This is a genomic window from Acidobacteriota bacterium, assembly GCA_016715115.1.
In the GTDB taxonomy this organism is placed as follows: domain Bacteria; phylum Acidobacteriota; class Blastocatellia; order Pyrinomonadales; family Pyrinomonadaceae; genus JAFDVJ01.
Genome location: JADKBM010000011.1, coordinates 457,534 through 479,723, shown reverse-complemented (window position 1 = coordinate 479,723; position 22,190 = coordinate 457,534). Strand labels below are relative to the sequence as shown.

General features: G+C 58.9%; 19 protein-coding genes. 2 read left to right on the top strand and 17 right to left on the bottom strand.

The features are described 5' to 3' along the window. Positions 1-147: 147 nt before the first annotated feature. From IPN69_10820 to IPN69_10770, 11 genes are all read right to left on the bottom strand, one after another. Positions 148-1,308, bottom strand: coding sequence for a xylose isomerase (locus tag IPN69_10820; protein ID MBK8811207.1), 1,161 nt, complete (start codon positions 1,306-1,308; stop codon positions 148-150). Continuing rightward, positions 1,301-2,803 carry a xylulokinase gene (gene xylB / locus IPN69_10815; protein MBK8811206.1) on the bottom strand — a complete coding sequence of 501 codons (1,503 nt, stop codon included), beginning with the start codon at positions 2,801-2,803 and terminating at the stop codon, positions 1,301-1,303. Before xylB ends, IPN69_10820 begins: the two co-directional genes overlap by 8 nt. Before the next feature lie 918 nt (positions 2,804-3,721). After that, positions 3,722-4,750 carry a glycoside hydrolase family 3 protein gene (locus IPN69_10810; protein ID MBK8811205.1) on the bottom strand — a complete coding sequence of 343 codons (1,029 nt, stop codon included), beginning with the start codon at positions 4,748-4,750 and terminating at the stop codon, positions 3,722-3,724. Positions 4,751-4,769: 19 nt separating this feature from the next. Then, positions 4,770-7,319, bottom strand: coding sequence for a glycoside hydrolase family 2 protein (locus IPN69_10805; GenBank protein ID MBK8811204.1), 2,550 nt, complete (start codon positions 7,317-7,319; stop codon positions 4,770-4,772). Between the two features lie 23 nt (positions 7,320-7,342). Continuing rightward, positions 7,343-8,182, bottom strand: coding sequence for a glycoside hydrolase family 16 protein (locus tag IPN69_10800; GenBank protein ID MBK8811203.1), 840 nt, complete (start codon positions 8,180-8,182; stop codon positions 7,343-7,345). Positions 8,183-8,225: 43 nt separating this feature from the next. Beyond that, the gene (locus IPN69_10795; protein ID MBK8811202.1) at positions 8,226-9,416 is read right to left on the bottom strand and encodes a lactonase family protein; all 1,191 of its coding nucleotides are present in this window, start codon (positions 9,414-9,416) and stop codon (positions 8,226-8,228) included. A gap of 23 nt (positions 9,417-9,439) precedes the next feature. Continuing rightward, on the bottom strand, positions 9,440-9,577 hold the full coding sequence (locus IPN69_10790; protein MBK8811201.1) for a hypothetical protein: 138 nt from the start codon (positions 9,575-9,577) through the stop codon (positions 9,440-9,442). A 32-nt stretch (positions 9,578-9,609) separates the two neighbouring features. Next, positions 9,610-11,637, bottom strand: coding sequence for a family 20 glycosylhydrolase (locus tag IPN69_10785; GenBank protein MBK8811200.1), 2,028 nt, complete (start codon positions 11,635-11,637; stop codon positions 9,610-9,612). Positions 11,638-11,651: 14 nt separating this feature from the next. Then, complete coding sequence (locus IPN69_10780; protein MBK8811199.1) at positions 11,652-11,921, bottom strand: hypothetical protein; 270 nt, start codon at positions 11,919-11,921, stop codon at positions 11,652-11,654. A 186-nt stretch (positions 11,922-12,107) separates the two neighbouring features. Continuing rightward, the gene (locus IPN69_10775) at positions 12,108-13,043 is read right to left on the bottom strand and encodes a hypothetical protein (protein ID MBK8811198.1); all 936 of its coding nucleotides are present in this window, start codon (positions 13,041-13,043) and stop codon (positions 12,108-12,110) included. A 4-nt stretch (positions 13,044-13,047) separates the two neighbouring features. Next, positions 13,048-14,199, bottom strand: a complete 1,152-nt coding sequence (locus IPN69_10770) for a hypothetical protein (protein ID MBK8811197.1) — start codon at positions 14,197-14,199, stop codon at positions 13,048-13,050. Between the two features lie 124 nt (positions 14,200-14,323). Here IPN69_10770 and IPN69_10765 point away from each other — a divergent pair, with 124 nt between their 5' ends. Next, entirely contained in the window at positions 14,324-15,985 is a 1,662-nt protein-coding gene (locus tag IPN69_10765; protein ID MBK8811196.1) for a hypothetical protein, read from the top strand. Positions 15,986-16,023: 38 nt separating this feature from the next. After that, entirely contained in the window at positions 16,024-16,299 is a 276-nt protein-coding gene (locus IPN69_10760; protein MBK8811195.1) for a hypothetical protein, read from the top strand. On the opposite strand, the gene IPN69_10755 is transcribed toward IPN69_10760, so the two are convergent. From IPN69_10755 to hutH, 6 genes are read right to left on the bottom strand one after another with little or no spacing between them, the layout of a single operon-like run. Then, on the bottom strand, positions 16,259-17,179 hold the full coding sequence (locus IPN69_10755) for a hypothetical protein (protein MBK8811194.1): 921 nt from the start codon (positions 17,177-17,179) through the stop codon (positions 16,259-16,261). The two genes, IPN69_10760 and IPN69_10755, sit on opposite strands and share 41 nt — an antisense overlap. Positions 17,180-17,188: 9 nt before the next feature. Beyond that, positions 17,189-17,914: an NRDE family protein gene (locus tag IPN69_10750; GenBank protein MBK8811193.1), complete on the bottom strand. Its 726-nt coding sequence runs from the start codon at positions 17,912-17,914 to the stop codon at positions 17,189-17,191. Between the two features lie 7 nt (positions 17,915-17,921). Then, a complete protein-coding gene (locus tag IPN69_10745; GenBank protein ID MBK8811192.1) occupies positions 17,922-19,643 on the bottom strand; it encodes a VTT domain-containing protein in 1,722 nt (573 codons plus the stop codon). 6 nt (positions 19,644-19,649) lie between these two features. Continuing rightward, on the bottom strand, positions 19,650-20,060 hold the full coding sequence (locus tag IPN69_10740; GenBank protein ID MBK8811191.1) for a DoxX family protein: 411 nt from the start codon (positions 20,058-20,060) through the stop codon (positions 19,650-19,652). After that, positions 20,057-20,596 (bottom strand): hypothetical protein, encoded by a 540-nt coding sequence (locus IPN69_10735; protein ID MBK8811190.1) that lies wholly within the window; start codon positions 20,594-20,596, stop codon positions 20,057-20,059. Before IPN69_10735 ends, IPN69_10740 begins: the two co-directional genes overlap by 4 nt. Positions 20,597-20,631: 35 nt before the next feature. Then, positions 20,632-22,170 (bottom strand): histidine ammonia-lyase, encoded by a 1,539-nt coding sequence (gene hutH, locus IPN69_10730; protein MBK8811189.1) that lies wholly within the window; start codon positions 22,168-22,170, stop codon positions 20,632-20,634. Positions 22,171-22,190: the final 20 nt, after the last annotated feature.

The window sequence follows — 22,190 nt, the reverse complement described above, 5'->3', positions numbered from 1 at the left end:
CGTAGAAGAATCGTTATCAGGTTTATCCACGGAGGGCCACAAAGTTCACACGAAGATTTCTTCAGGTCACTTTGCGCGAATCGCATTTCGGACGCGAGCGAACGCGCAGATTCGGTAGGCTTACGTCGTACGCCTTTCTGCATTTGGCTAGTCTACGCCCAAAAGAACATCCATCGTCAGCTGGTCCAATCGTTCGTACTTCAAGCCCTTTGCCGAAAGCGCTTTTCGATCGAACGTCTCGGCCAGCAGCTTCGCTGAACCATCGGCGCTGAATCTGCCGACCTGGCCTCCGGCGTTCGTCGCTTCGATCTCGGCGAGGATCGACTTGATCTCCGCGTTGTTGTTCCATCGTTCCGCTTTTTCTTTCAGGATCAGGTAAGTCCGGATGCAGCCGCGCGCAAAATCCTTGACGCCCTCGTAGTCTTCGGTCCGATAGGCGTGCGCGTCGAAATGACGCATTCCCTCGTAGCCGACGTCCTCGAGGAACTTGACCAGCCAAAACGCGGACTTCGGATTCGCCGAGCCGAAGCGAAGATCCTGATCGTAACGGCCCGGAACCTGATCGTTGAGGTCGATGTGAAACAGTTTCCCTGCTTCCCAGGCCTGCGCGACGGCGTGCATCATATTCAGCCCGGGCATCTGCTCGTGCGCAACCTCCGGATTAACGCCGACCATTTCCTTGTGATCGAGCGTCTCGATCAGTGCGAGATACGAGCCCGTCGTCGGAAAATAAATGTCCGCACGCGGTTCGTTCGGCTTCGCCTCAAGTGCGAATTTATAGCCGTAGCCCTGGGAAATGTTGTATTCGCAAAGATAATTCAAGGCTTCGCGGTATCGCTTGATCGCCTCGTCCGCGCGCCGGCACGCGTCTGTCTCGACGCCGTCGCGTCCCGTCCAGACGACGAAGATCTTCACCCCGAATTCGGCGCCGAGATCCATCGCCCGCATCGTTTTCTGGACCGAGTAGGCACGGACGCGCGCGTCGTTGGCTGTGAATCCGCCGTCGCGAAAGACCGGATCGAACGTCAGATTGACCGTCGCCATCGGAACTTTGATATCGTTCGCATCGCACGCTTTCTTGAAATTGCTGACGATCCGGTCGCGCTCCGCCGGAATTGCGTCAATCGGAACAAGGTCGTTGTCGTGGAAATTGACGCCGTAAGCGCCGACTTCGCCGAGCAGATTGACGATCTCCACCGGCGAGAGTTTGCCGCGGACGCGATCGCCGAACGGGTCGCCGCCGCGATTGCCGACAGTCCAAAGTCCAAAGGTAAATTTATGTTCAGGTTTAGGTTCGTATTTAGTCATTTGTGCTCCGAATTTCCGTGATGATCTCCGTCGCCTGACGAAGACCCGAATAAAGCGATCTGTAAGCTTCGTAATTCTGATCCAAGCGCCGCGACGATTCGGGATCGGGCTCGATGGTTTCGACGACGCGAATCGCATTCTCGCACGCCCCTTCCACGGTTGGCCAAGCGCCGACACCGACGCCCGCGAGGATCGCCGCTCCGAGCGCAGCGCCTTCGTCGCTGTCGATGACCTCGACCGGGCTGCCGTAAACATCGGCCTGGATCTGACGCCAGAGACGCGACCGGGCACCGCCGCCGCCGATCCGGATCGTGGACGCCTCAACCCCGACCCCGGCGAAGATCTCAAGCGAATCACGCAGCGAGAAAGCGACGCCTTCGAGAACCGCCCGCACAAGATGAGCCTTGGTGTGGCGCGCCGTGATTCCGACAAACGCGGCGCGTGCGTTCGGATCGAGATGCGGCGCGCGTTCGCCCATCAGATAAGGCAGCCAGATCGCTCCGTCGGATCCGCTTGGAACCCGTTCGGCGTCTGCGACGAGTTCGTCATAACTTCGTCCGTCGCCGAAATTCTCCCGAAACCACTTTAAGGACAATCCGGCGGCGAGAGTGACGCCGGTGTTGTGCCAGCGTTGCGGCACGGCGTGGCAGAGCGTATGAATCCGGCCTTTCGGGTCAAGCCGCGGAGCGTCAGTCGCGGGAAAGACGACACCGGACGTCCCGATCGTCGCCGATATGCGGCCGTTCTCCGCGATACCCATCCCGATCGCGCCGGCGGCATTGTCGCCCGCCCCGGCGACGATGGTTGTTCCGGCTCTCAAACCCGTTTCGGCGGCGCCGCGGAACGAAACCTCGCCCGTGATCTCGATCGACTCAAACGCTTTCGGCATCAAGCCTACATCCAGATCGAACGCCGGGAACATCTCGGTGGACCATTTTCGATTCCGGACGTCGAAAAGCAAAGTCCCGGACGAATCCGCGACATCACTTGCTTTCACTCCCGAAAGCCGAAGCCGGACGTAATCCTTGGGAAGCAGAACCGCACGCGTACGGCGCCAGTTTTCGGGTTCGTTCTCGCGAACCCAGAGCAGTTTCGGCAACGTGAACCCGGTGATCGCCGGATTCGAAACAAGATCGATCAATCTCTCTTTGCCGATCGCCCGCGTGATCTCCGCGCACTGTTTTCCCGTTCGCTGATCGCACCAAAGGAGCGCCGGACGGATCACCTCGTCCGACTCGTCGAGCAAGACCGAGCCGTGCATTTGTCCCGAGAGCCCGACCGACGCGATGTCGTCGGCGCTCACGGTATCGAGAACTCCGCCGATCGCTTCGCACGCCGCGCGCCACCAGTCCCCTGGATGCTGTTCGGCCCAACCGATCTCGGGCGACGCGAAATCTTCGTGCACGGACGTCGCCGACGCCACGACCGCGCCGCTCTCGTCGATCACGACGGCGCGCGAACCGCCCGTTCCGATGTCGATTCCAAGGAATTTCATATCGCTAGTTGCCGCCAACCTTAAGCGTCTGCGACGTCAGATCGACCGAACTCGGGCCGACCATTGGCCCCCCCCGCCCCGCCCCCCCCCCCCCCGGCGGGGGGCCCCCCCCCGGCCGGCCCCCGCCCCCCCCCTCTTCCCGCCGGGCCGGGCCCCCCTTCCGCCCCCCGCGGGCCCCCCCCCCGGGGCCGGCCGGGTTCGCGCCCGTGGCCGGGCCGCCGGGGCCCGGCGGGCCCCGTTTTCCGGCGGCCGCCCGCCCCCGGCCCCTCCGGCGCCGGCGCGGGCCGGGCCGGCGGGCCCCGCCCCCGGCGCCGGCCCCCCCCCCCCCCCTTCTTTTCTTTTTCCCCCCCCGCCGGCGCCCCTCGCCCCCCTTCCCCCCCCCGCGCCCCCCCCCCCGGGGCTTCTTTTCCCCCCCCCCCGCGTCCGGGGGGTTTGGCCGCCCCCCTTCCCCCCTTCTCTTTCGTGCCTCCCCCTCCCCGGGGGGCGCCGGCGGCGCGGGCGCGGCCGCTTTTCCGGCCCCCCTGGGGGGCGGCGGGGCGCGCGGCTGGGGCCGGTGGCCCCCGGCGGCCGCCCGCCCGCCGCCTGTTCCGGCGCCGGCCCGGTTTTTCTGCCCCCCGTCCCCGGGGGCGCCGCTGTGCTCCTTCTCGGCGGCCGCCGGCGCCGGGCGGCCGGCTCGCCCCCCCGCCCCCGGCCCGGGCGCGCGCGCGGCCGGCGCGCCCCCCGCCCGGCCCCCGGGCCCCCCTCCGCGCGCGGCCGGGCCGGCCCTGGGGGGGGGCCCGCCCCCCCGCGGGCGGCCCGGCCCTCGGGCCCCTGCCCGCGCCCGGGGGGCCGCGCGCCATTTCCCCCCCGGCCCGGGCGTCCGCCGTCCAGTCCGGCTCGAGCGCCTGTTTCGCCGCGTCTTCCGGATTTGCCGCTACTTTATGACGCGCTTCGAGTCCCGTCATTGCGTAGTCGGAAAACGACCGTACCCTCGAATCGCCATTCCTTGCGGAGCACCGAATCGAGCATCCATTTGTTGGCGTGTACCGGAACGCCGTCGATCTCGTGGTAAGCGGGCATAATGCTGAAGAGGCTTGCCTCTTTGACGGCCGCTTCGAACGGCACGAAATGTGTTTCGCGAAGCAGCCTCTCGGACAGGTTGACCGGCCCGATGTTCGTCCCGTTCTCCGGTTGACCGTGCCCGGCGAAATGCTTTCCGGTGGCGATGACGTGCGCCCCGTCGATCAGGGGGTTCGCATAGGTGGCGTTGCCCTGGATCGATCTGACGAGCGCGACAATCATCCGGGACGTCAGATACGGATCCTCGCCGTAAGTCTCCTCGGTACGGCCCCAGCGCGGATCGAGCGCGAGATCCATATTCGGCCCGAGAACGTGGTGCGAACCGCGATATCTCGTTTGCCGCGCCGCGACGGCGAAAACCCGCGTGATGAGATCGGGATCCCAACTTGACGACAGCGAAAGCGGAACCGGAAAGACGGTCGAACCCGCCGACATATTGCCGTGCAGGATCTCGTCGTGAAAAACGGCCGGAATACCCAAACGCGTATTGTCCTTGAGCCATTTCTGGACAGCGTTCGCATATTCGGCCGACTCTCTTGGACTCAGCATTTCGCGCTGCCGTGCAAACTGGCCGATACCGTTCGGCATCTTCTGCTTCGCGAGTTCGGGTGAGAAAACACCGCCGAAAGGCATCTGATCCTTCGGGACACGGCTGTTGTCGTTCGGCTTTTCCATCCAGACGCACATCATTTGCGCGACCTTTTCATCGAGCGTCATCCGCCCGAGCAGATCGCGGACGCGTTCTTCGATCGAAAGCTTCGGATTCTGAAACGGCAGCGGCGAAGTGGCCGAAGCGGGATCCGCATTGATGCCGACCGAATTGAAAACGAGACAAAATGCCAGCCCAAGAACAGCGACAAAACGTTTTCGCGAGTAAGTATTAATCATATGTCGTTTCCCGGCGGTTCTATTTGAATGCGTCGATCAGCGAGCGCTCCTTGAGTTTTCCGCGAAACTCTTCGATGCCGATCTTCTGCTTTGTCCGGAACTCGATCTCGACGGTTCTGCCCGGTATCAGATTGAAATAATTGTCCGAAAAGGCGCCGTCGCCAACGCCCGAAAGATAAACGGATCTCGCCAGTTTGTCGGTCGCGAGCACTATCCTGAATCCGTCGGCCGACTTGGTAACGGTCGTCGCGATGTTCGGGCGGAGAATGTTCAATTCCTTGAACGGCTTGAAGAAATACTCGTTCTGCGAAACCGTTCGGCCGTCAATTTCGAGTTCGGCCAGCAAGAACGAGTTCTTGTCGTCGGCTCCGTTCAGGAAATCGGCGGCCGCCTGCGTGAAGTATGATCTCCCCTTGAGCGGCTCGATGTTGATGTCGATTGCCTTTGAATTGAGCGCTTTCCCGGCAAAGTCCATCAGGGTCAGCGTCATCCGCGCCTGTTTCGGATGCGGAGAGTCGGAAACAACCGTCACGTTGACGTTGCCTGCATCGTCGACCGTCGGCGAGATCAGCATCGGCGCGTAAAAGCGTTTGGTGTAATACATCAGAGCTTTCCAGCGTCCGAAATAATCCATCCCCGACCAGGACGCGACCGGCCAGACATCGTTGGCCTGCCAGTAGAGCGATCCCATATTGCGCGGCATTATCCGGCGGAAATGCTCGGCGCCGATCTTGATCCCTTCGGCCTGCAGAACCTGGCTGACATACAGAAACGACTCGAAATCCTTAGGCTGATCGTATTCGCGGAGCATGTATTCGCGGATCAGTTGATTCCCGCGCGGATGACGCTGATGCGCGAGCATCACCGGAGTTTCGATGCTGGCACGGTCAGCTTCGGTCGTGTAGGTCTTGACGGTCTCGAGTTCCGGAAACGACTGGAAGCCGTACTCGCTCATAAACCGCGGGAACTGTTTCTCATACTCCTTGTAGGGCTTTTCGGCATGCCAGACCTGCCAGTAATGAACGTCCCCGATTCGCTGTGAATCAGGATCGTCCTGAAAGTTGGAGCTCGGGCTGCTCTGCCAGTACGGCCGCGACGGGTCGTACTCATCGAGAACTTCAGGCAGAAGCCGCGCAAAGAGTTTCAGATAATCATCCCAGAGATGATTCGGCAGGCGTTCTTTCCAGCCCCAGTGGAGCCAGGCCGTTTCGATCTCGTTGTTGCCCGCCCAGATGACGATCGACGGGTGATTTCTGAGCCGCTTGACGTTGTCGATTGCTTCCTGCCGAACGTTCTCGAGAAACGCCTTGTCGCCGGGATACATCGAACACGCAAACATAAAATCCTGCCACACGAGAATTCCCATCTCGTCCGCCAGATCGTAATAGTAATCGTCTTCGTAGATCCCGCCGCCCCAGACGCGGAGCATATTCATATTGGCGTCCCTGAGCGACGTCAGCAGTTCCCTGTATTTTTCTTTGGTGACTCGCGTCGGAAAAATGTCCGCCGGGATCCAGTTCGCGCCGCGGCCGAAAACCGGGATGCCGTTGACGATGAATTCGAAGCTGATGCCGTATTGATCCGGCTTTCGGCGAAGTTCGAGCGTTCGAAGTCCGGTACGACGTGATCTTTGATCGATCGACTTGCTCGCGACGTTAACGAGCCGGACTTTGAAGTCGTAAAGAGCCTGCTCGCCGAGCCCCGCCGGGTACCAGAGTCGCGGGTTCGCGATCTTCAGAGGCAATTCGTACTTTTTGACGCCGGGCGCCAGCTTAACCACCACAACGGACTGATTTTCGTTTCCAGCATTGACGACGATTTTGATTTCGACGGCACTTGACGCGGCGATCTCGAGGACGGCAGTCAAGTCAGCCCTTTCGGTGGAAACGCGATCCTGCCGAATATAAAAGTCCTCGACACGTGCGGCGTCCCAAACATGCAGTTTTACCGGCCTCCATACTCCGCTCGTGACGAATCTCGGTCCCCAGTCCCATCCGAACTGATAAGGCGCCTTGCGTGTGTAGGGCGACGTTTTCTCGCCCTGATCATTCGATGCCGGCAGCTCGTAGTCGAGTTTTTTCATTATCGGCAGGATCTCATTGATCGGCGATCTGAATTTGATCCTGAGCGTATTTGATCCGACGCGGAGCTTGTCTTTGACCGGCACCCGCCACGTGCGGAACATATTGTCGGCACTCAGGATCGGAACTTCGTTGAGATAGACCTCGGCGTAAGTGTCGAGACCGTAGAAGACCAAATCGAGATTTTGACGCCCGAGCGATGCCGCCGTTACGTTGATGTTCGTGCGGTATTCCCAATCGGTCTTCCCGATCCATTGGAGGTTCTTTTCGTTGTCGCGATAAAACGGATCATCGATCTTCCGGTTAGCCAACAGATCCGTATGAACGCATCCGGGAACGGTCGCATTCATCCATTCGACTGTTCCGGCTTGACGAAATTCCCATCCGGCGTTGATCTCCGTTTCAGTCGGCGGAATCGAACTCTGACTGATACCGGCAATCGAAAACAAGTTCAGGACAAAAACCAGAATGAACGCTCTTCTTATCATAAAAACCGCCACCTCAGACCGTGTTAACGTTTATAAACCCGAACGTAATCGACCATCATCGTCTGCGGGAAAACCGACGTGTTATCCGGGCTTCCGGGCCATTGGCCGCCGACCGCAAAGTTCAGGATCATAAAGAACGGACGATCGAAGGCCCACGTCGCGCCCTGCGGGAGGTCGGCCGGCGTGATCGTTTTGAAATGGACCCCGTCGACGTAGAAACTGATCTTGTTTTGGCTCCATTCGGTCGAATAAACGTGGAAATCGTCGGCGAACGCGGCATTGTTCGGGAGACTGTACGGAGCGCCAATGCCGTTTCCTCCGGAATAACCCGGACCGTGAACGGTGCGGTGGACGATCGTCGGCTCGCGACCGATGTTCTCCAAAATGTCGATCTCGCCGCAGTTCGGCCAGCCAGCGGTGTCGATGTTGTTGCCCAACATCCAGAACGCGGGCCACATTCCCTTACCGCGTGGAACCTTGATCCGCGCCTCGATCTTTCCGTACTTTTGTTCGAATTTGCCCTTGGTTATGAGGCGCGCCGAAGTGTAGTGACACGGGCCGTACCAACAGGTCAAACTCAGCGGCTGATTCAGTTTGACGGCTTTGATGACGAGCGATCCGGCGCCGTCGATATAAGCGTTGTCGGTCGAATTCGTATAATACTCGAGTTCCTGATTGCCCCAGCCGCCGCCGCCGACCTCGGCTGTCCATTTGGTCGTGTCGATCGCCGAATTCGCCGCGCCGTTGAATTCGTCCTTGAAAGCCAGTTTTCGGTATCGCACCTGGCCCTGCGCCGACGAATCGGCGAACAGCCCGGTAAAAAGCACGAAAAGAAATAGGACGCCCACAAATCTCTTACTCATATGGCTTTACTGGTTTCACAAAATGCCGCGGCCACCCGGCCGGTCACACCGTCGCCTGTATGAACTTCAGACAAACCGGCGCCGGAACCGACGTTGAAATGCCGGTCGAAGTCAATTTCCCCGTCTTCAGATCGCGTCGAAAGACGACGATCGAATCCGACTCCTGATTGGCGACGAGAAGGAACCGGCCGTCGGGCACGATCGCGAAGTTCCGTGGTTTCTTGATCCCGGCCGTTGCGTGTCCGAGATACTCCAACTTTCCGGTCGTTTGGTAGACCCGGTAGGCGACGATGCTGTTATGGCCGCGGTTCGAGCCGTATAAAAACTTTCCGTCGGGCGAAACGTGTATGTCGGCACAGGAAGCGCCGGCGGTCGACGCGTTTGCCGGCAATGTCGGCACGGTTTGGATCTCTTTGAGCGTTCCGCGCTCTGCGTCGTAGGAGAGCGATGTGATCGAAAGATCGAGTTCGTTGATGAGAAACGCCAGCCTTCCGTTCGGATGAAACGTAAAATGCCGCGGTCCGGCGCCCGGCTTGCATTGAAAGTATGCCTGATTATCGTTCGGCTTCAACTGGCCGGTCTGCGAGTCGAAGGCGTAGATCATCAACCGGTCGATGCCGAGATCGGCGGCGAAAGCGTATCGATTGGCCGGATCCAGATTGATGGAATGGGCGTGCGCCGCTGCCTGCCGATCCTTTCTCGGACCCGAACCCGAATGTCGGGCAAGGGCGACCGACGCGCCGAGTCGTCCGTCCTTTTCGATCGGAAAAACCGAAATGTTCCCGCCAACATAATTCGCGACCAGCGCGAATTTCCGATCATTGCTCGTCGTGATAAAACACGGCGCGCCGCCGAGGCTCGGTTGTTTGTTGAGAAATGTCAGATCGCCGGTTTCCGGATCGATCGCGAACGCGCTCACGGCTCCGCTCTTCTGCCCGTCATATTCGACAAGTTCATTGACGGCGAATAGATGTTTCCGGTCATTCGAGACCGTCAGATACGACGGATCGGCGACATCCTTCGCAATATGTAGCCGTTGCAGATTCCCCGTCGCGGCGTCGAATCTGAACACATAGATTCCTTCGCTTTTGGTTTTGGAAGTGTAGGTACCGACATACAGAAGCATTGTTCGTGATTTCCCTTTCGTTTGCGCCCGGCCGTTGCCGGTCAGCATAAGTGCGGCGGCGAGTCCTGTTCCCAAAAATTCGCGTCTTGTAGGTTTGTCTCCAGCCATTTTACATTGTCCCGAAACCCTGTTTAACGGTTCGATTCCTCGAGCGCGCGCCGCGCGAGGATCAACGCGCCGCAGACTCCGCTTTCGCTACCGAGAGACGCCGCCAGGATCTGAACCTTGTCTATCGCGATGTCGATGCCGGCAATCACGCTTTCAGTCATTCTCAGTTGTGCCCGACTCCTTACCGCAAAACCTACTTTCCGGCGGTCGCGTTTATCAGCGCTTTCATCGACTCGATGATTTGAAACTCGACGCCCCCCTTTTGGACGGCGATCTCGTCGAGGCTCTTTGTCTGCGCCGCGCGCCGAACAGGGTCCGAGCCTTTACCGGAATCGAGATGCCGCAGGGCCTCAAGCCCGATCGTGCCGAGTCTTTCAAGATCACCCACGAGTGGTTTGGCTTCGGCGAGAGCCGGCGCCTTCTCGATCTGCCGCACGAGCGTTTCCGCGTCGGCGATCCAAATTCCGAATGTCAATCTCAGGTCCCCGAAACCACCGCCCGCGAGGGCCTTTCGCACATCTTCATTGAACCGTCGAGCGCCTTCGGCGTCGGCCTGGGCGACATCGATCAGTCCCGTCAGCGGAGAAAGCATCGACTGCGGACGGACCTGGTATCGGCGATATTGCTTCACCGGTTCGACCAACTCCGTCAATCTGCGCAGGGCGCCGATTCCCTGATTGTTCGCCAATCGGCGCAACAGCACTTCCCGATTCTTGATATGCGTCATTCCGAGTTCTTCGAAGAGCACGCTTACTCTCTCGAGCCGGCGGTACATATCGTCAACCTGATTTACCTCGCGCGGTGACCAGAATCGTTCGGCGATCGCCGCCGTCCGGGGCCAGATCCGAGAATCGATCGTTTCCGGCGAGACCCATTCGCTCCACATCGTCGCCTCGCCGCCGAGGATCCGCTTTTGCTCTTCGGCAGTAAGCGTCGTATCGGCGGGGATCGGATCGACGACGTAGTGATTCGACGCCGGATACATAAGGTCGATGTAATAGCCGTTCGACAGCACGCCGGTGAATCCCTGGCGCGCCGCGTCGGCGAGCGCTTTTTGGCCGCGCCACGAATGGATGACGACGTTCTTCGGCAGGTCGGGCTGAAAGATCTCGTCCCAGCCCATCATTATTTTGCCGTTTTTCTCGAGGAATTTAAGCAGGCGTTTGTTGAAATAAGTCTGAAGCTGATGGTTATCCTTGATGCCGTTCTTCTTCATAAACGCCTGGATCTTCGGGTTGGCGTTCCATTGTTTGCCCTCGTTCTCGTCGCCGCCGATGTGCATATACGCGTCCGGGAAGAGCGCCGACATTTCGGCAAAGAATACTTCCAGGAGCTTGTAAGTCGCCTCGTTCGTCGGATCCATCGTCGGGTCGAAAATTCCCGGTTGGCGCTCGATCTTGAAGGGGCCGGGAGCGCTGCCGATCTCGGGGTGACTGACGAGCCACGCAGTCGCGTGCCCCGGCATATCAAACTCCGGCATCACACGGATCCCGCGGTCGGCCGCATATCGAATGATCTCCCGGATCTCGTTTTGCGTGTAAAAGTCGCCGTCCGAGCCCATCTGGTGGAGCTCCGGAAACTTCTTGCTTTCAACGCGAAATCCTTGATCTTCGGTGAGATGCCAGTGGAAGACGTTCATCTTGACCGCGGCCATCGCATCAAGATTTCGTTTGATCACTTCCATCGGCTGAAAATGGCGCGCCGAATCGATCATCAGTCCGCGCCAGGGAAAGCGCGGTTTGTCCTCGATCGTAACGGCCGGAAAATAGAAACCGTCTTTGTCGCCTTCGAGGAGTTGCAACAGGGTCTCAAGACCGCGCATCGCGCCGACGGTCGTCGCTGCCGAGAGCTTCGCCTGCGTTTCACCGATCTCCAGCCGATACGATTCATCGTCGCCCAGTTTCGGGACCGGGCTTCCGGTCGATGCCGCCGAAACGAGCAAACCCGCGTTCGATGCGTCGTTCACGAGATCTCTCGGAAACTCGAAAAGAGTTCGTCCTTCGAGACGCCGCATCGCACGCGAAACGTAACTCCTCAAACGATCGTCGATCCTTCCGGCAAGCGCGACGCTGAAGTTCTTCGCAAGCCGCATTTTTCCTGGCTTCCAAACGACATTCGCCGGCACGGGCATCAGTTGGCGACGCTCGGAACCGAGGTCTTGGGCGCGGGCCAAACCGAAACACATCGAAACAAACACGAGACTCAGAAACAGCTTTTTCATTGTGGTTTTTTGGACTATTTTGACGAACCGTAGGAATCGATCTCCGCGCGCATGCAATCGGCGATCTTCGAACCATCGGGATCGAACATATTGAACCCGCCGTCCCAGTCACACCGGGCGTTGGGTATCTGCAGTATTCCAAGCGCGGAGTAAACCGTCTCGGCGTAACGGCAACGATCTTCAAGCTTGGCCGCTTTCGTGAACGCTCCGAATTCACCGAGGAATATCGGGACGTGCTGAAATTTTGAAATTATCTTCGCAAGCGCCTTGAATCCTGAGGACAACGTATTTGGCGGCGAGTCTCAAGACATCCCCATCCCGCATCGCGTTGAGATGGGGTTGTCCAACACGTCCATAATCGCTTGCAAGTCCGGTTTCGACTAAACGGTCGGCGGTGCGCAACCGACTGCAACCGCCGCCCAAACCACTGAAGACCGACCGTATGGCCCTTCACGATCATTCCCGCGAGTCTAAATATCCGGAACCCAATAATCGCGGCCGCCGGATGACGATTTTTTCAGTCCGAGTCCGGAAAGTTCACTCGCCTTGACGCCGAGATACGTGAAGTGCGGCAGATCGGAGATCACCGTCTGAAACCAGCCGTGATCGGCAAGAACCGCCCGCACGGCGCCGTTATCGTTCTGCTCGACGTCGAGCGCGAGCAACGAAATATGCTGCGACATTCCCGGAGGCGCGACCGAATAGATGATCGATTTCGAAAGGTCCTTTGAAAAGTAAATGCCCTGCGATTCGAGTTTGAATATCTCCGGAACCTGATCGGGCGGCGATAGCGCCGTGATGCGGTCGGCGTCGGCCTTCGTGATCCGGCCCTTCGAAACCCAATGTTTAAGGCCCGGATCGACGCGGCTCTTCCAATTATCGACGGTTTGGGAATAGCTTCGTTTCGACGAATCGGCGTTGCGCGGAGTGATGTCGAGCCCCTTGGATCGAGCGTCGGCAATCGCTTCCTTGAGCGCGGTCATCGCGGCCGATTGAAGCTGCACCGAAAATCCGCCGACATTCTCGGTCGAACTCTGTACCGACGAATGGAACGATGAAACTTCAGATTCGCTCGTGAACGCGAGTTTGCTTGGCGGCGTCACTCCCTTGGCGACGAACATCGCGCCGTATTCGCGCATCATCTTGCGTCCGACCTCATCCTGAGGCTGCACAAAACCCGACGGAAGATTCGATGCGAATCCGCCGGACTTGGGCTTGTTGTTGGAGTTTTCCTTCATTTCATTGCTTGCCGTCGGAGTTGCCCCGGACGGCGAAGAATCGGCCTTCGAAGGCGTCGATGTTGGTGTCGTGCGACTCCGGTTCGTGCCGGAATCGACGGAAAAACAGCCGGCGGCGATGGCCGCGGCAAAAAGACACAAAGTTGTTTTCCAGATTAGATTGCTCATAAGTTCACCTGATGAAGGCCGCATAGACCCATCCGCGCTTGCCGCTCTCGGTCTGGACGTATGCATAGTTGGAATTGAGTTCGCGGCCGTCCCTGGTAATGAAAGTTTCCCAGTCGTCGGAGTAGTCGAGAACGTAAAGCTTCTGTCCCATTCGCAAACTCCCGAGCTTTCCGGATGCCTGCGTCGGCCCGGATCTGAGAACGACGTTCCCGGCCTGACAGTAAACGGCCTTTGAATTTGGCGGCGGTTCGATCGTCTTCTCGGCTTCGACCGTCTTTTCCGCCGAAGCGGTCGGCGACGGCGATGCTGACTTCGACTTGCGGTCGACCGTCTCCGATTTCACCAGATCGCCGTTGTCCTTTTTGTTTCCGGCTTTGACCTCAAAGGGCCAGAAGCGATGTTTGCCGTCCTCGAAATATCCGTCGAACAGAACGAACGCGTATCGGATCGCGGCGAGGTCCTCGTCCACCCAGATTCGTTTCATTTCGGGCTTGCCTTCGACCGTCGCCGCCTTGAACTTGACTTGCCGGAGCGTGCCGTCATCCTTGATCGAATCGACTTCAACCAATCTCAGCTCACTCACCGGGATGTCCTTGCCGTCGGAATAGAGGACGATGTTCGGGCGCGGTTCAAGTACCGTCAGCGATCCGTCCTCTTTTATTTCGTCACGCGCGGCGACCCCGTCCTTGAAGTCAAGTTTCTTGATCTCCGTAACCTCGCTCTTATCCGCATTTTGAAAGTACAACCCGAGGCTCGCCGGAAGTTTCTCGGTCGTTTTGGGCTTGAAATCAACAAAAAATACGATCGCGGCGATCCCGCCCACAAGCAGCAGAAGAAACACCGCCCCGATGCCGATGAAGAGACCGATGCGGCTCTTCTCTTCTGCCTGCGCCGGCGGGATCATCGGAAACGATTGCTGAAACGCGCCGAACGAAGCTTGGAAACTCGGAGGCGTGTTCGGTTGGACCGGCGGCGGGACCGGCGCGTGAAAAACGGTTGGCAGGCTCGGATTGGAAAGTCCACCGGTCTGACCGCCAAATGTCCCTGGCGACATTATGGTCGGGGACGATTCCGACGGCGCATAAAATGTCGCGCCGCAGTTTATGCAAAAGGCGTTGTTGTCTTCGTTGAACGAGCCGCATTTGTGACAGATCATCTTTGCGTTCTCCGTGAAACGTCTGGTCAAATCATTTTCTTTATATTACTCCCAACAATGATTTTTTTCCATTTTTGTCCTTTCTTCCCAAACGGGCGCTCCGTGTGTCACAATACCGCGCAAAATGAACATTCGCGCCATCGTTTGCTGTGTCCTTCTTCTCGCTTTTTCGGCGACCGCGCAGGAACGGGTTCTCGTCGCCGACGGAACCAAATCGCAAATCGGCAGTTTCTATTTGCTTGAAGAGGAAATGAAACTGGTCCGTTCGGCGATCGGCCTTTCGACGTTTCAACTTCCCGTTCCTTCCGGCGCATCTACGCCTTGCGGGCCGACCGATCTGGAGGTCAAGGACGTCGCCGACGGAAGGTTCGCGGCCCGATCGGGCCGTGCGGTCCTGTACTGGCGATGCGAAAAAGCTTCGGACCGTTTGTTGTCCGGCATCGTCGTCCTCGCCGGGAGGACCGTCGTCGCGCATTTCGTTTTCGACTTCGGTTCCGAAACCAAACTCGGAGCCGTTCGCGATCTCGACGGCAACGGATCGGATGAACTCGCGATCTACGGCTTTTCCGAGTTGAGCGACAGCAAGGTGCGTTCGCAGGTGCGGATCGTTGAACCATCGGCCGCGGGAGCCAAGAAATTCGGCCTCTTCGACGTTCATTCGGCCGATGCCGTGCGCGGCGACGAATTCAGCTTTTCCGCGCAGAGGATCTTCGCCGACCCCGGGCCGAACTTCTTCGCCGAAACCCTCGTGCTGGAAAATGCGCCGCTGGCGACCGTCTTCGACGAAAAGAAGCTGTCGGCCGCCGGCAAAAATTGGCGCCGGTCTCGCGATGCGATGCGTCTCGAACCCGCTCCTGACGTGACGAACTATGTGGCCAATTCGTGGCGATTTCGATTGACGGATATTGCGGCCGCTGTCATCGCTATCGCCTCCGTTCTTTTCATACTGCTGGTCCCGGTGACGATTTACGCATTCTTCAGGTCCGCGGCGTTTCGCACGGCGCGATCCAAAAACAAAGGCAAGAAGGACCGGGCAAACGGACCGGTCGCAATGCCGGAGAGCGCCCACCTAGTTCCGCTCAACTGTCCGAACTGCGGGGCCGGCACGCCGCTCGCCGATCCTTTGCGGTGTCCCCGGTGCGGGGCTGAATCCCCGGCTCCGGCCGAATACTCGGCGATCGGCAAACTGCGTGCGCTCGCGTCCGAAAGACTCCGCCGGGCGGAGTCGTATCTGAAGTGGGCCAAGGTCCTGACGTCGAACTCGTTTGTTATCGCGACGTCGATCTTGATGGTCATCGTCGCGGCGTCGCTGCTTACGTTGCTCATAACCGGAGGACGGGGAAGCCTGATCTTTTACAGGGTGTTTTTTGCGACCGGACTCTTTGGATTCGGTGTCCTCGCGGCGATCTATTGGTTGTTCGCTTTGTTTCTGGTCGTCCCGATCCGTTCGCCCCGCGTCCGTTCGATACTCCCTGAGGTCGCGGCGGTCGCCGGGTCGGAAGCCGGCGCGGCGGAATGCACGCGGTGCGGCGGAACGGTCGCTTTCGGCGATGGCGCAATTGGCGGGATTTGCGGGTATTGCGGCGTCGAAACGTATCGCGCGCGCGTCGCCTGGAAGATCCGAAATCTCTCGAACGAGGTCAACGAAAACGCTACCTTTTCGCTGATCGAAGCCGCCGAAGCATATTCCGAAGCCGTCTCGAACATCGTTTACACGCCGCTCGCGATAATGCTCGTGATGCTCATTCCGGCGATCGCCTGCGTCGCCGCGGGCGTGTTTATGTGATCCCGGTTTCTATTGGACCGGCCCTGATCGCGGTTGGCGTGACCACCAAAGGTCACCGCGAAATCCTCGGCAAAAGCGTCTCGCTGAGCGAGGCCGAAGTGCATCGGTGCGAGTTCTTCGCATCGGTGCAGGCCCCTGGGATGTACGGGTTGCGAATGATCAACTCGGATGACCACGCGGAAAAGCGGCCCGTACGGCCCGCTTTTCCGGCGTCCAACGGTTGCCAAACCCGCAGAAGTCAACCTTGCTGCCATCGTCCGCGGCGCGCCGCGATCATATCTTCGGTATCCAGAACTTCTGTCCGCCGACGGTGACCGGTACAAGACCGAGCCCGGGCAGTTCTGCTTCCTCGACGCCGAGGTATGTAAAATGCGGCATATCGCTTTTGACGGTCTGAAACCATCCGTGCCTGGCAAGAATGGAACGCACTTTCGGATTCCCAAACTGCTCGACGTCGAGCGCGAGCATAAAAACGTGCTGCGAGGCCCCCGGCGCGGCGACCGAATACAAAATCGACTTCGACAGGTCCTTGCTGAAGAAGTAGCCCTTTCGCTCCCATTCCAGAACCTGCGCGACCTGCGGGACGATCGCGAGCGATCGTGCATTGTCGGCGTCACGGCGCGATATCTTGCCCGTTGTCGTCCAATGTGCGAGCCCCGGAAGAAACCTCGAATTCCAGAGCCGAACCGTGTCTTCGAAATTGCGTTTCGCGGCGATCGAACCGCCGCGCGGCGTGATGCTCAATCCCTGCCTGGCGGCGTCTTTCTGCGCAGCGACAAGCGCGTCCATCGCCGCCGCCTGCAGTTCGATCGTCGTCCCGCCGACGGTCAGAGCCTTTGCGGCAATGTTCTGATGATAGAGCGAAACCTCGGATTCGTTCTTAAAGACGCAATTCGCGAGAAAACGGATCGAGTTGCCGTTGATTCCCTGTTTGAAGGCCGCGAAGACATCCGCCTTGCTGACCCACATCGCGCCGTATTCGCGAAAGACGCGAGCCGAAACAGGATCCGACAGATCGCATATTTCGCTGAGAGCGATGCCAGTTTTGCTGATCCTCTTGCCGTTCTCGATCACGGTTTTCTTTTCGAGCGCGAGCCGCTGCGCGAGAACCGTCTCGATGTTTTCAGATTGGGCGAGCGTGCCGACGGCGAGACCGACGACGAAAAGCGCTGAAAATAGGACTTTACGTTTCATAATTGCGCATTATACAAAGGTGCGCTCGCTCAACGAAAGCGTGAGATCGCTTTCCGCGACAACGACGCTCGAGGAACGCGTCCCGTAAACCGGAGTTTCGATAAAGATCGCCGACAAGAGCTTTTCTTTTTCGTAACCGATTCCTGTGTCCGGAAGCAGTTCGTCTGCGGCCGTTTCTTTGTCGCCGAGAAGTTCGAAATAGTTGTCCGCATTTCCGGCGCCCGATTCGATCAACGCCGCCAACCTCGATTTTCCAACGCTAACCTTCGGCCACGGCGTGTCGAGCAAATGATTGCTGAGGCCGTAGATCCCCGGTTCAAGAATCCTCGGGTCGCCCTCGCGGTTCGAGTAGTAGCCGATTTCGACGGATCGGTCCGAGAATTCGCCGACAAGAAGATTGAACCCGGAAAAACGCCCCGAACGGGTGTTGAGGCCGGCGAGGAAATCCGTTGGAAGATCATCCCCGGTCAGGAATTCGCGGACGAGTTCGCCGCGCGATATGTCGCCTTTCGGTGCCGAAGGCTGCCGGAAGTTGGTCACCGCCGCAAACCGTCCGCCGTTCGTGATTCCAAGCCACGTCCCGCCGCGAACGAGGTCGCGGCCGGCGAAAACTTCCGGATGATCTTCCCAAAATGCCGCGCGGACCGTCGGACGCCCGTAATACTCGTCGCGGTTCGCGAGCAGGATCAAAGGCCTCGCGGGATCTACCTTGTACGCGAAAAGTATGATGCACATCTCGTCATTATCCTCCGCCAAAAACCATCTTCAGAAGTTCGCGAACCGTTGCCGGCCGAACGCCGAGTTCGCGATTGCGGACACCGATCTCGAAGGCGATCTCCCATTGACGGAAGAGTTTACGGTAAGCGTCGCGGAGGGTGTACTTCGGATCGTAGATGTTCGTCGCCTCGCTCGTGACGCCGTTCAGTTCGACGATCCTGAAGCTCTCGCCGCGGCTGAAGTCCTCGAAGGATCGCACGCGAATGTCGAATCGTCCGAAGTTGAAACCTTCGATACCGCGGCAGATGCGGTCGATCACTGACTCCAGTTCCGGCGTCCGCAAGCGCTCGCCGTCAAGAAAGATCGCGCCTCGCGAGTGTGTGCCGATGTCGATGATCGCGACCTTTTCACCGGGCAACGGAACGTCTTCGAGCCGCGCGTCATTCTGTTCGAGATAGCTTTTTGCGAGGCAGATCGCGCGGTCATCGTCGAGAATCAGTTCCTCGAGCGTCGATTCACCGTCGCCGACGACGAACGGAAAGCGCTTCTCGGTGATCGCAAAGATCTCGCCGCGGTCGGTCGCCGGGAACCGATAATAGAAAACGCTGACTTCTTCGCCGGGCGCGAATTCCTGTATGACTTGATCGTCGGCAGTATCAGCAAGCAGTTCTTCAAGTTCGCCCTCGGTTCGGACGATGCGCACTCCGAATCCGCGTTCACCGGCGTCGGGTTTGAGGACGATCGGAAAGCCGAGCCGCGAAGCCGACATAAAAGCTTTGGCGTCCTGGAACTTCGCTTCCCCGCTCAAAAGGGCGTGCCGGAGCGAAAACGGCTCCGCGGCGGGCGAAGCGTTCACCATTCTCAGGATTCCGTCCTTCGATTCGCCGACGAATCCGCCGGCGGGGATCCCGGGGTTGGCGCAGGTGAAAACCGTCAGACTCCGGTACCGGACCGCGAGCGTCAGGATCTTTGCGACGACAGGGATGTAGAAGACGCGAATCGACCAAAATTCCCAAATGAACCTGCGTTTGATCTTCCCGAGCAGGATTCGGCGTCCTTTATGTGTCGCGGCTTGCTGAACGAGGTGAACGCCGAAGTACAGAACCAACGCGGCCGCGGCAAGGCTCAACAGCAGGTTCTGATTCAGAAGCGTGTTCGTGACGACCTGCGCGCCGAGCAAAAAACTCGCACCGACGAGGACCGGCGTCCAGATGATGACGGCTACCGAAAAAAAGAACGTGAACTTCCAGAACGAAGTCTTCAGCACGCCTGCCGCAAAATACAGCGGCAAACGTAGTCCGAAGATGAAGCGACTGACAAAAACCGCCGCCATACCCCGTTTCTCCAGCCAATGCGAGCTTCGCTCGACCGCCGATTCCGAGACGAAGAATCTCACCGGCCGAAACCGCAATGCGCGCCTGCCAAACAAACGTCCTGCCAGAAACAGCAGAATGTCGCCGACCAAAATTCCGAATGCCGCGCTCGTCACCGCGAGCGGGAAGCTGATCGCGCCCTGACTCGCCAGAACACCGGCAGAGATCGCGGCAAGGTCCTCACTGACGAGCGTCGCCGCGGCGATCAGAAAAAAGATCGCGAGCGGCGGCAGGCCGGCGACATCGGCGCCGAACATTTCGATCCGCTCGGCCGCAGAGGTATCAAGCGCCGCCGAAAGCACCGCGAAAATCAAGCCGCCGGCGACAAAAACAATGCGCCGGCGATCGAGTCGGTTTGAAAGCTTGAGTTGCATTCAGATTCAGGTTCGTTCACCGTCGTTCCCGGCGAGGATCGCGCCGATGAACGGGATTGCCGAACGGTGTATGAAAAGCGTCACCGCGCTCAGCAAGAACACGATGATCGCGAGGATGAAAAGAAATCCGCCGTCGTCCTTGACCACGATCCCGAGTTTCGTCAGATGACTGAAGATCGCGCCGCTGATCGTCCCAAGCGCGATCAGGGCCCCGAGCCAGACGGTTCCGGGGTAAATGATCAATATCGCCGCGATCAGTTCGACGACGCCCGAGCCGATCCGCCCGGCGGCCTCATTTTCACCCAAAAGCGTCGTGAAGATGTATTTCGATTCCTCGGCGCCTGTAAATTTGAAAAACAGGGTTTGAAGCAAGATAATCGCGACGACAATCCTGCAGATCCAACTGACAATGTTCATTGTATTTTTCCCGCGTTCGGTTTCCGATCGTTCCAAAATTCGATGGTTGAAGGCGCAACGCCGAAGTTCTCGGCAACCGTGATCCCGCGCGCCGCGAGCTTCAGCGCGATCAGAGCGTAATGATGGATCGTATGGCTCATCACGAAATCGAGTTCCCGCAAGCCGCTCGATTCGCACCAAAGGGACGAATTCGCTTCGCTCCGGACCTCGATTCTCTGATCGAACCGTTCGGCGCCGATCCGTTTGAGGCGCGACACAGCATCGAGCATCATCTTGCTTGCCGGCAGGCGTTCACGTGCGACCGTTTCGTCCCGGACGCGCGCACCGTAGTCGATGCGTCCCGTTTCGAGTCCGGCCAGCAACGCCGACACGAAATCGAAATTGTGCCGAAAATGGACGCCGACCGCCGAGACGCCACCGCCGTCCGTGTAATCATCGTCGTCGAGCGTCTCGATCAGCCGAATTCCCTGTTCGAGCGCGTCGATCAGGCCTTTGACCGGATCCGTCCCGGGCGATTTCGATTTTGCCGCAACCATTTGCATATTTGATTCAATCTCTTCGATCCGCGATTCTATTCCGACTTTTTCCAGAGTTCTCCGAGAATCGACCGAACCGCAGCGATATGGGGATACATCAGCGTGTCTGACTCGATGAACGGCACAGATTCCCTGATCCTTTCATAGACCGCCGCGGTTCCGGCGCCGAGTTTCCTGTCCCTGCCAAGCACTTCGCGCCTGAAATCGATGCCTTGCGCGGCGCAGAAAAATTCGAGCGACAAGATCTCTTCAAGATTCTCTGCGACGTCGCGAAGTTTCAGCGCGGATGTGACGCCCATCGAGACGTGATCCTCGACGTTCGCCGACGAAGGGATCGTGTCGGCGCTCGCCGGATGCGCGAGAACCTTGTTTTCGCTGGCGAGCGCCGCGGCGGTGTATTGAACCAGCATAAATCCCGAATTCAGTCCGCTGTTGCGCGTCAGGAACGGCGGCAGAACGTGCCCGTTCGAATCGGAATCGACGAGGCGCATTATCCGGCGCTCGCACATATTGCCGATCTCGGTCAGCGCGAGCGCGAGATAATCCATCGAGAGCGCAAGCGGCTCGCCGTGGAAGTTGCCGCCGGAGACGATCTCCGGTTCGCCCGCGTCGTCGAAAAAGATCAGAGGATTGTCGGTGACGGCGTTAAGTTCGTTGCTCATCACCCATTCGACATAGTCGATCGCGTCGCGGACCGCGCCGTAAACCTGCGGCATACATCGCAGCGTGTAGGCGTCCTGAATATTTTTCGGGTCTTTGGCGCGGACGAACTCGCTTCCGGCAAGAATCCGGCGCAAATTTTCCGCGCAACGGATCTGGCGCGGATGCGGCCGGAGGTTGTGAATTCGGGCATCGAACGCGGCGTCGGTCCCATTGAGCGCCTCGAGCGAAAGGCAACCGGCGACTTCTGCGAGATCGGCCAGCCGTTGGGCGCGATGCGTCTGAACGACGCCGACGGCGGTCATCACCGTCGTGCCGTTCGTCAACGCGAGTCCTTCCTTTGCCTTGAGCACGACCGGTTTGAGTTCGGCAGACTCGAGCGCCTCTCGTGCGGAAACAACATTTCCGCCGAACTCCGCTTCGCCCTCGCCGATCAGAACGGCTGCGAAATGCGCCAGCGGCGCGAGATCGCCCGAGGCGCCGAGCGATCCTTTCTCCGGAATCACAGGGTGGACACCCATATTTAGAAGGGCGAGCACGAGTTCGAGCGTTTCGAGCCTGATTCCCGAAAAACCGCGCGCCAGCGTGTTTGCGCGAATGAGCATTATCGCGCGCGTCGTCGGCGTATCGAACGCGTCACCGACTCCGACGGCGTGGCTGAGCACGATGTTGCGCTGAAGGGTTTCGACCTGATCGAGCGGAATGATCTTGTCCTTGAGGGCGCCGAAGCCCGTCGTGATCCCGTACGCGACCTCGCCGCGCGCGAGAAGTTTGTCGACCGCCGAGGACGCGCGGTCGACCTTCTCTTTCGCCGAATCCGCGAGTTCGATGCGCGGCGCCCCGGGAATGCCGTAGGCGACGGCGACGACCTGTTCGAATGTCAGGCTTTCGCCATCAAGAGTTATCGAAGTCATTGACTGAAAATTTATCATAT

Bases quoted from the DNA above. Each gene is read 5' to 3' on its own strand.
- IPN69_10810 (MBK8811205.1), bottom strand. From the start codon at position 4,750: ATGATTAATACTTACTCGCGAAAACGTTTTGTCGCTGTTCTTGGGCTG.
- IPN69_10770 (MBK8811197.1), bottom strand. From the start codon at position 14,199: ATGATCTGTCACAAATGCGGCTCGTTCAACGAAGACAACAACGCCTTT.
- xylB (MBK8811206.1), bottom strand. From the start codon at position 2,803: ATGAAATTCCTTGGAATCGACATCGGAACGGGCGGTTCGCGCGCCGTC.
- IPN69_10745 (MBK8811192.1), bottom strand. From the start codon at position 19,643: ATGCAACTCAAGCTTTCAAACCGACTCGATCGCCGGCGCATTGTTTTT.
- hutH (MBK8811189.1), bottom strand. From the start codon at position 22,170: ATGACTTCGATAACTCTTGATGGCGAAAGCCTGACATTCGAACAGGTC.
- IPN69_10790 (MBK8811201.1), bottom strand. From the start codon at position 9,577: ATGACTGAAAGCGTGATTGCCGGCATCGACATCGCGATAGACAAGGTT.
- IPN69_10820 (MBK8811207.1), bottom strand. From the start codon at position 1,308: ATGACTAAATACGAACCTAAACCTGAACATAAATTTACCTTTGGACTT.
- IPN69_10755 (MBK8811194.1), bottom strand. From the start codon at position 17,179: ATGAAACGTAAAGTCCTATTTTCAGCGCTTTTCGTCGTCGGTCTCGCC.
- IPN69_10740 (MBK8811191.1), bottom strand. From the start codon at position 20,060: ATGAACATTGTCAGTTGGATCTGCAGGATTGTCGTCGCGATTATCTTG.
- IPN69_10775 (MBK8811198.1), bottom strand. From the start codon at position 13,043: ATGAGCAATCTAATCTGGAAAACAACTTTGTGTCTTTTTGCCGCGGCC.
- IPN69_10785 (MBK8811200.1), bottom strand. From the start codon at position 11,637: ATGAAAAAGCTGTTTCTGAGTCTCGTGTTTGTTTCGATGTGTTTCGGT.
- IPN69_10750 (MBK8811193.1), bottom strand. From the start codon at position 17,914: ATGTGCATCATACTTTTCGCGTACAAGGTAGATCCCGCGAGGCCTTTG.
- IPN69_10795 (MBK8811202.1), bottom strand. From the start codon at position 9,416: ATGGCTGGAGACAAACCTACAAGACGCGAATTTTTGGGAACAGGACTC.
- IPN69_10805 (MBK8811204.1), bottom strand. From the start codon at position 7,319: ATGATAAGAAGAGCGTTCATTCTGGTTTTTGTCCTGAACTTGTTTTCG.
- IPN69_10735 (MBK8811190.1), bottom strand. From the start codon at position 20,596: ATGGTTGCGGCAAAATCGAAATCGCCCGGGACGGATCCGGTCAAAGGC.
- IPN69_10765 (MBK8811196.1), top strand. From the start codon at position 14,324: ATGAACATTCGCGCCATCGTTTGCTGTGTCCTTCTTCTCGCTTTTTCG.
- IPN69_10800 (MBK8811203.1), bottom strand. From the start codon at position 8,182: ATGAGTAAGAGATTTGTGGGCGTCCTATTTCTTTTCGTGCTTTTTACC.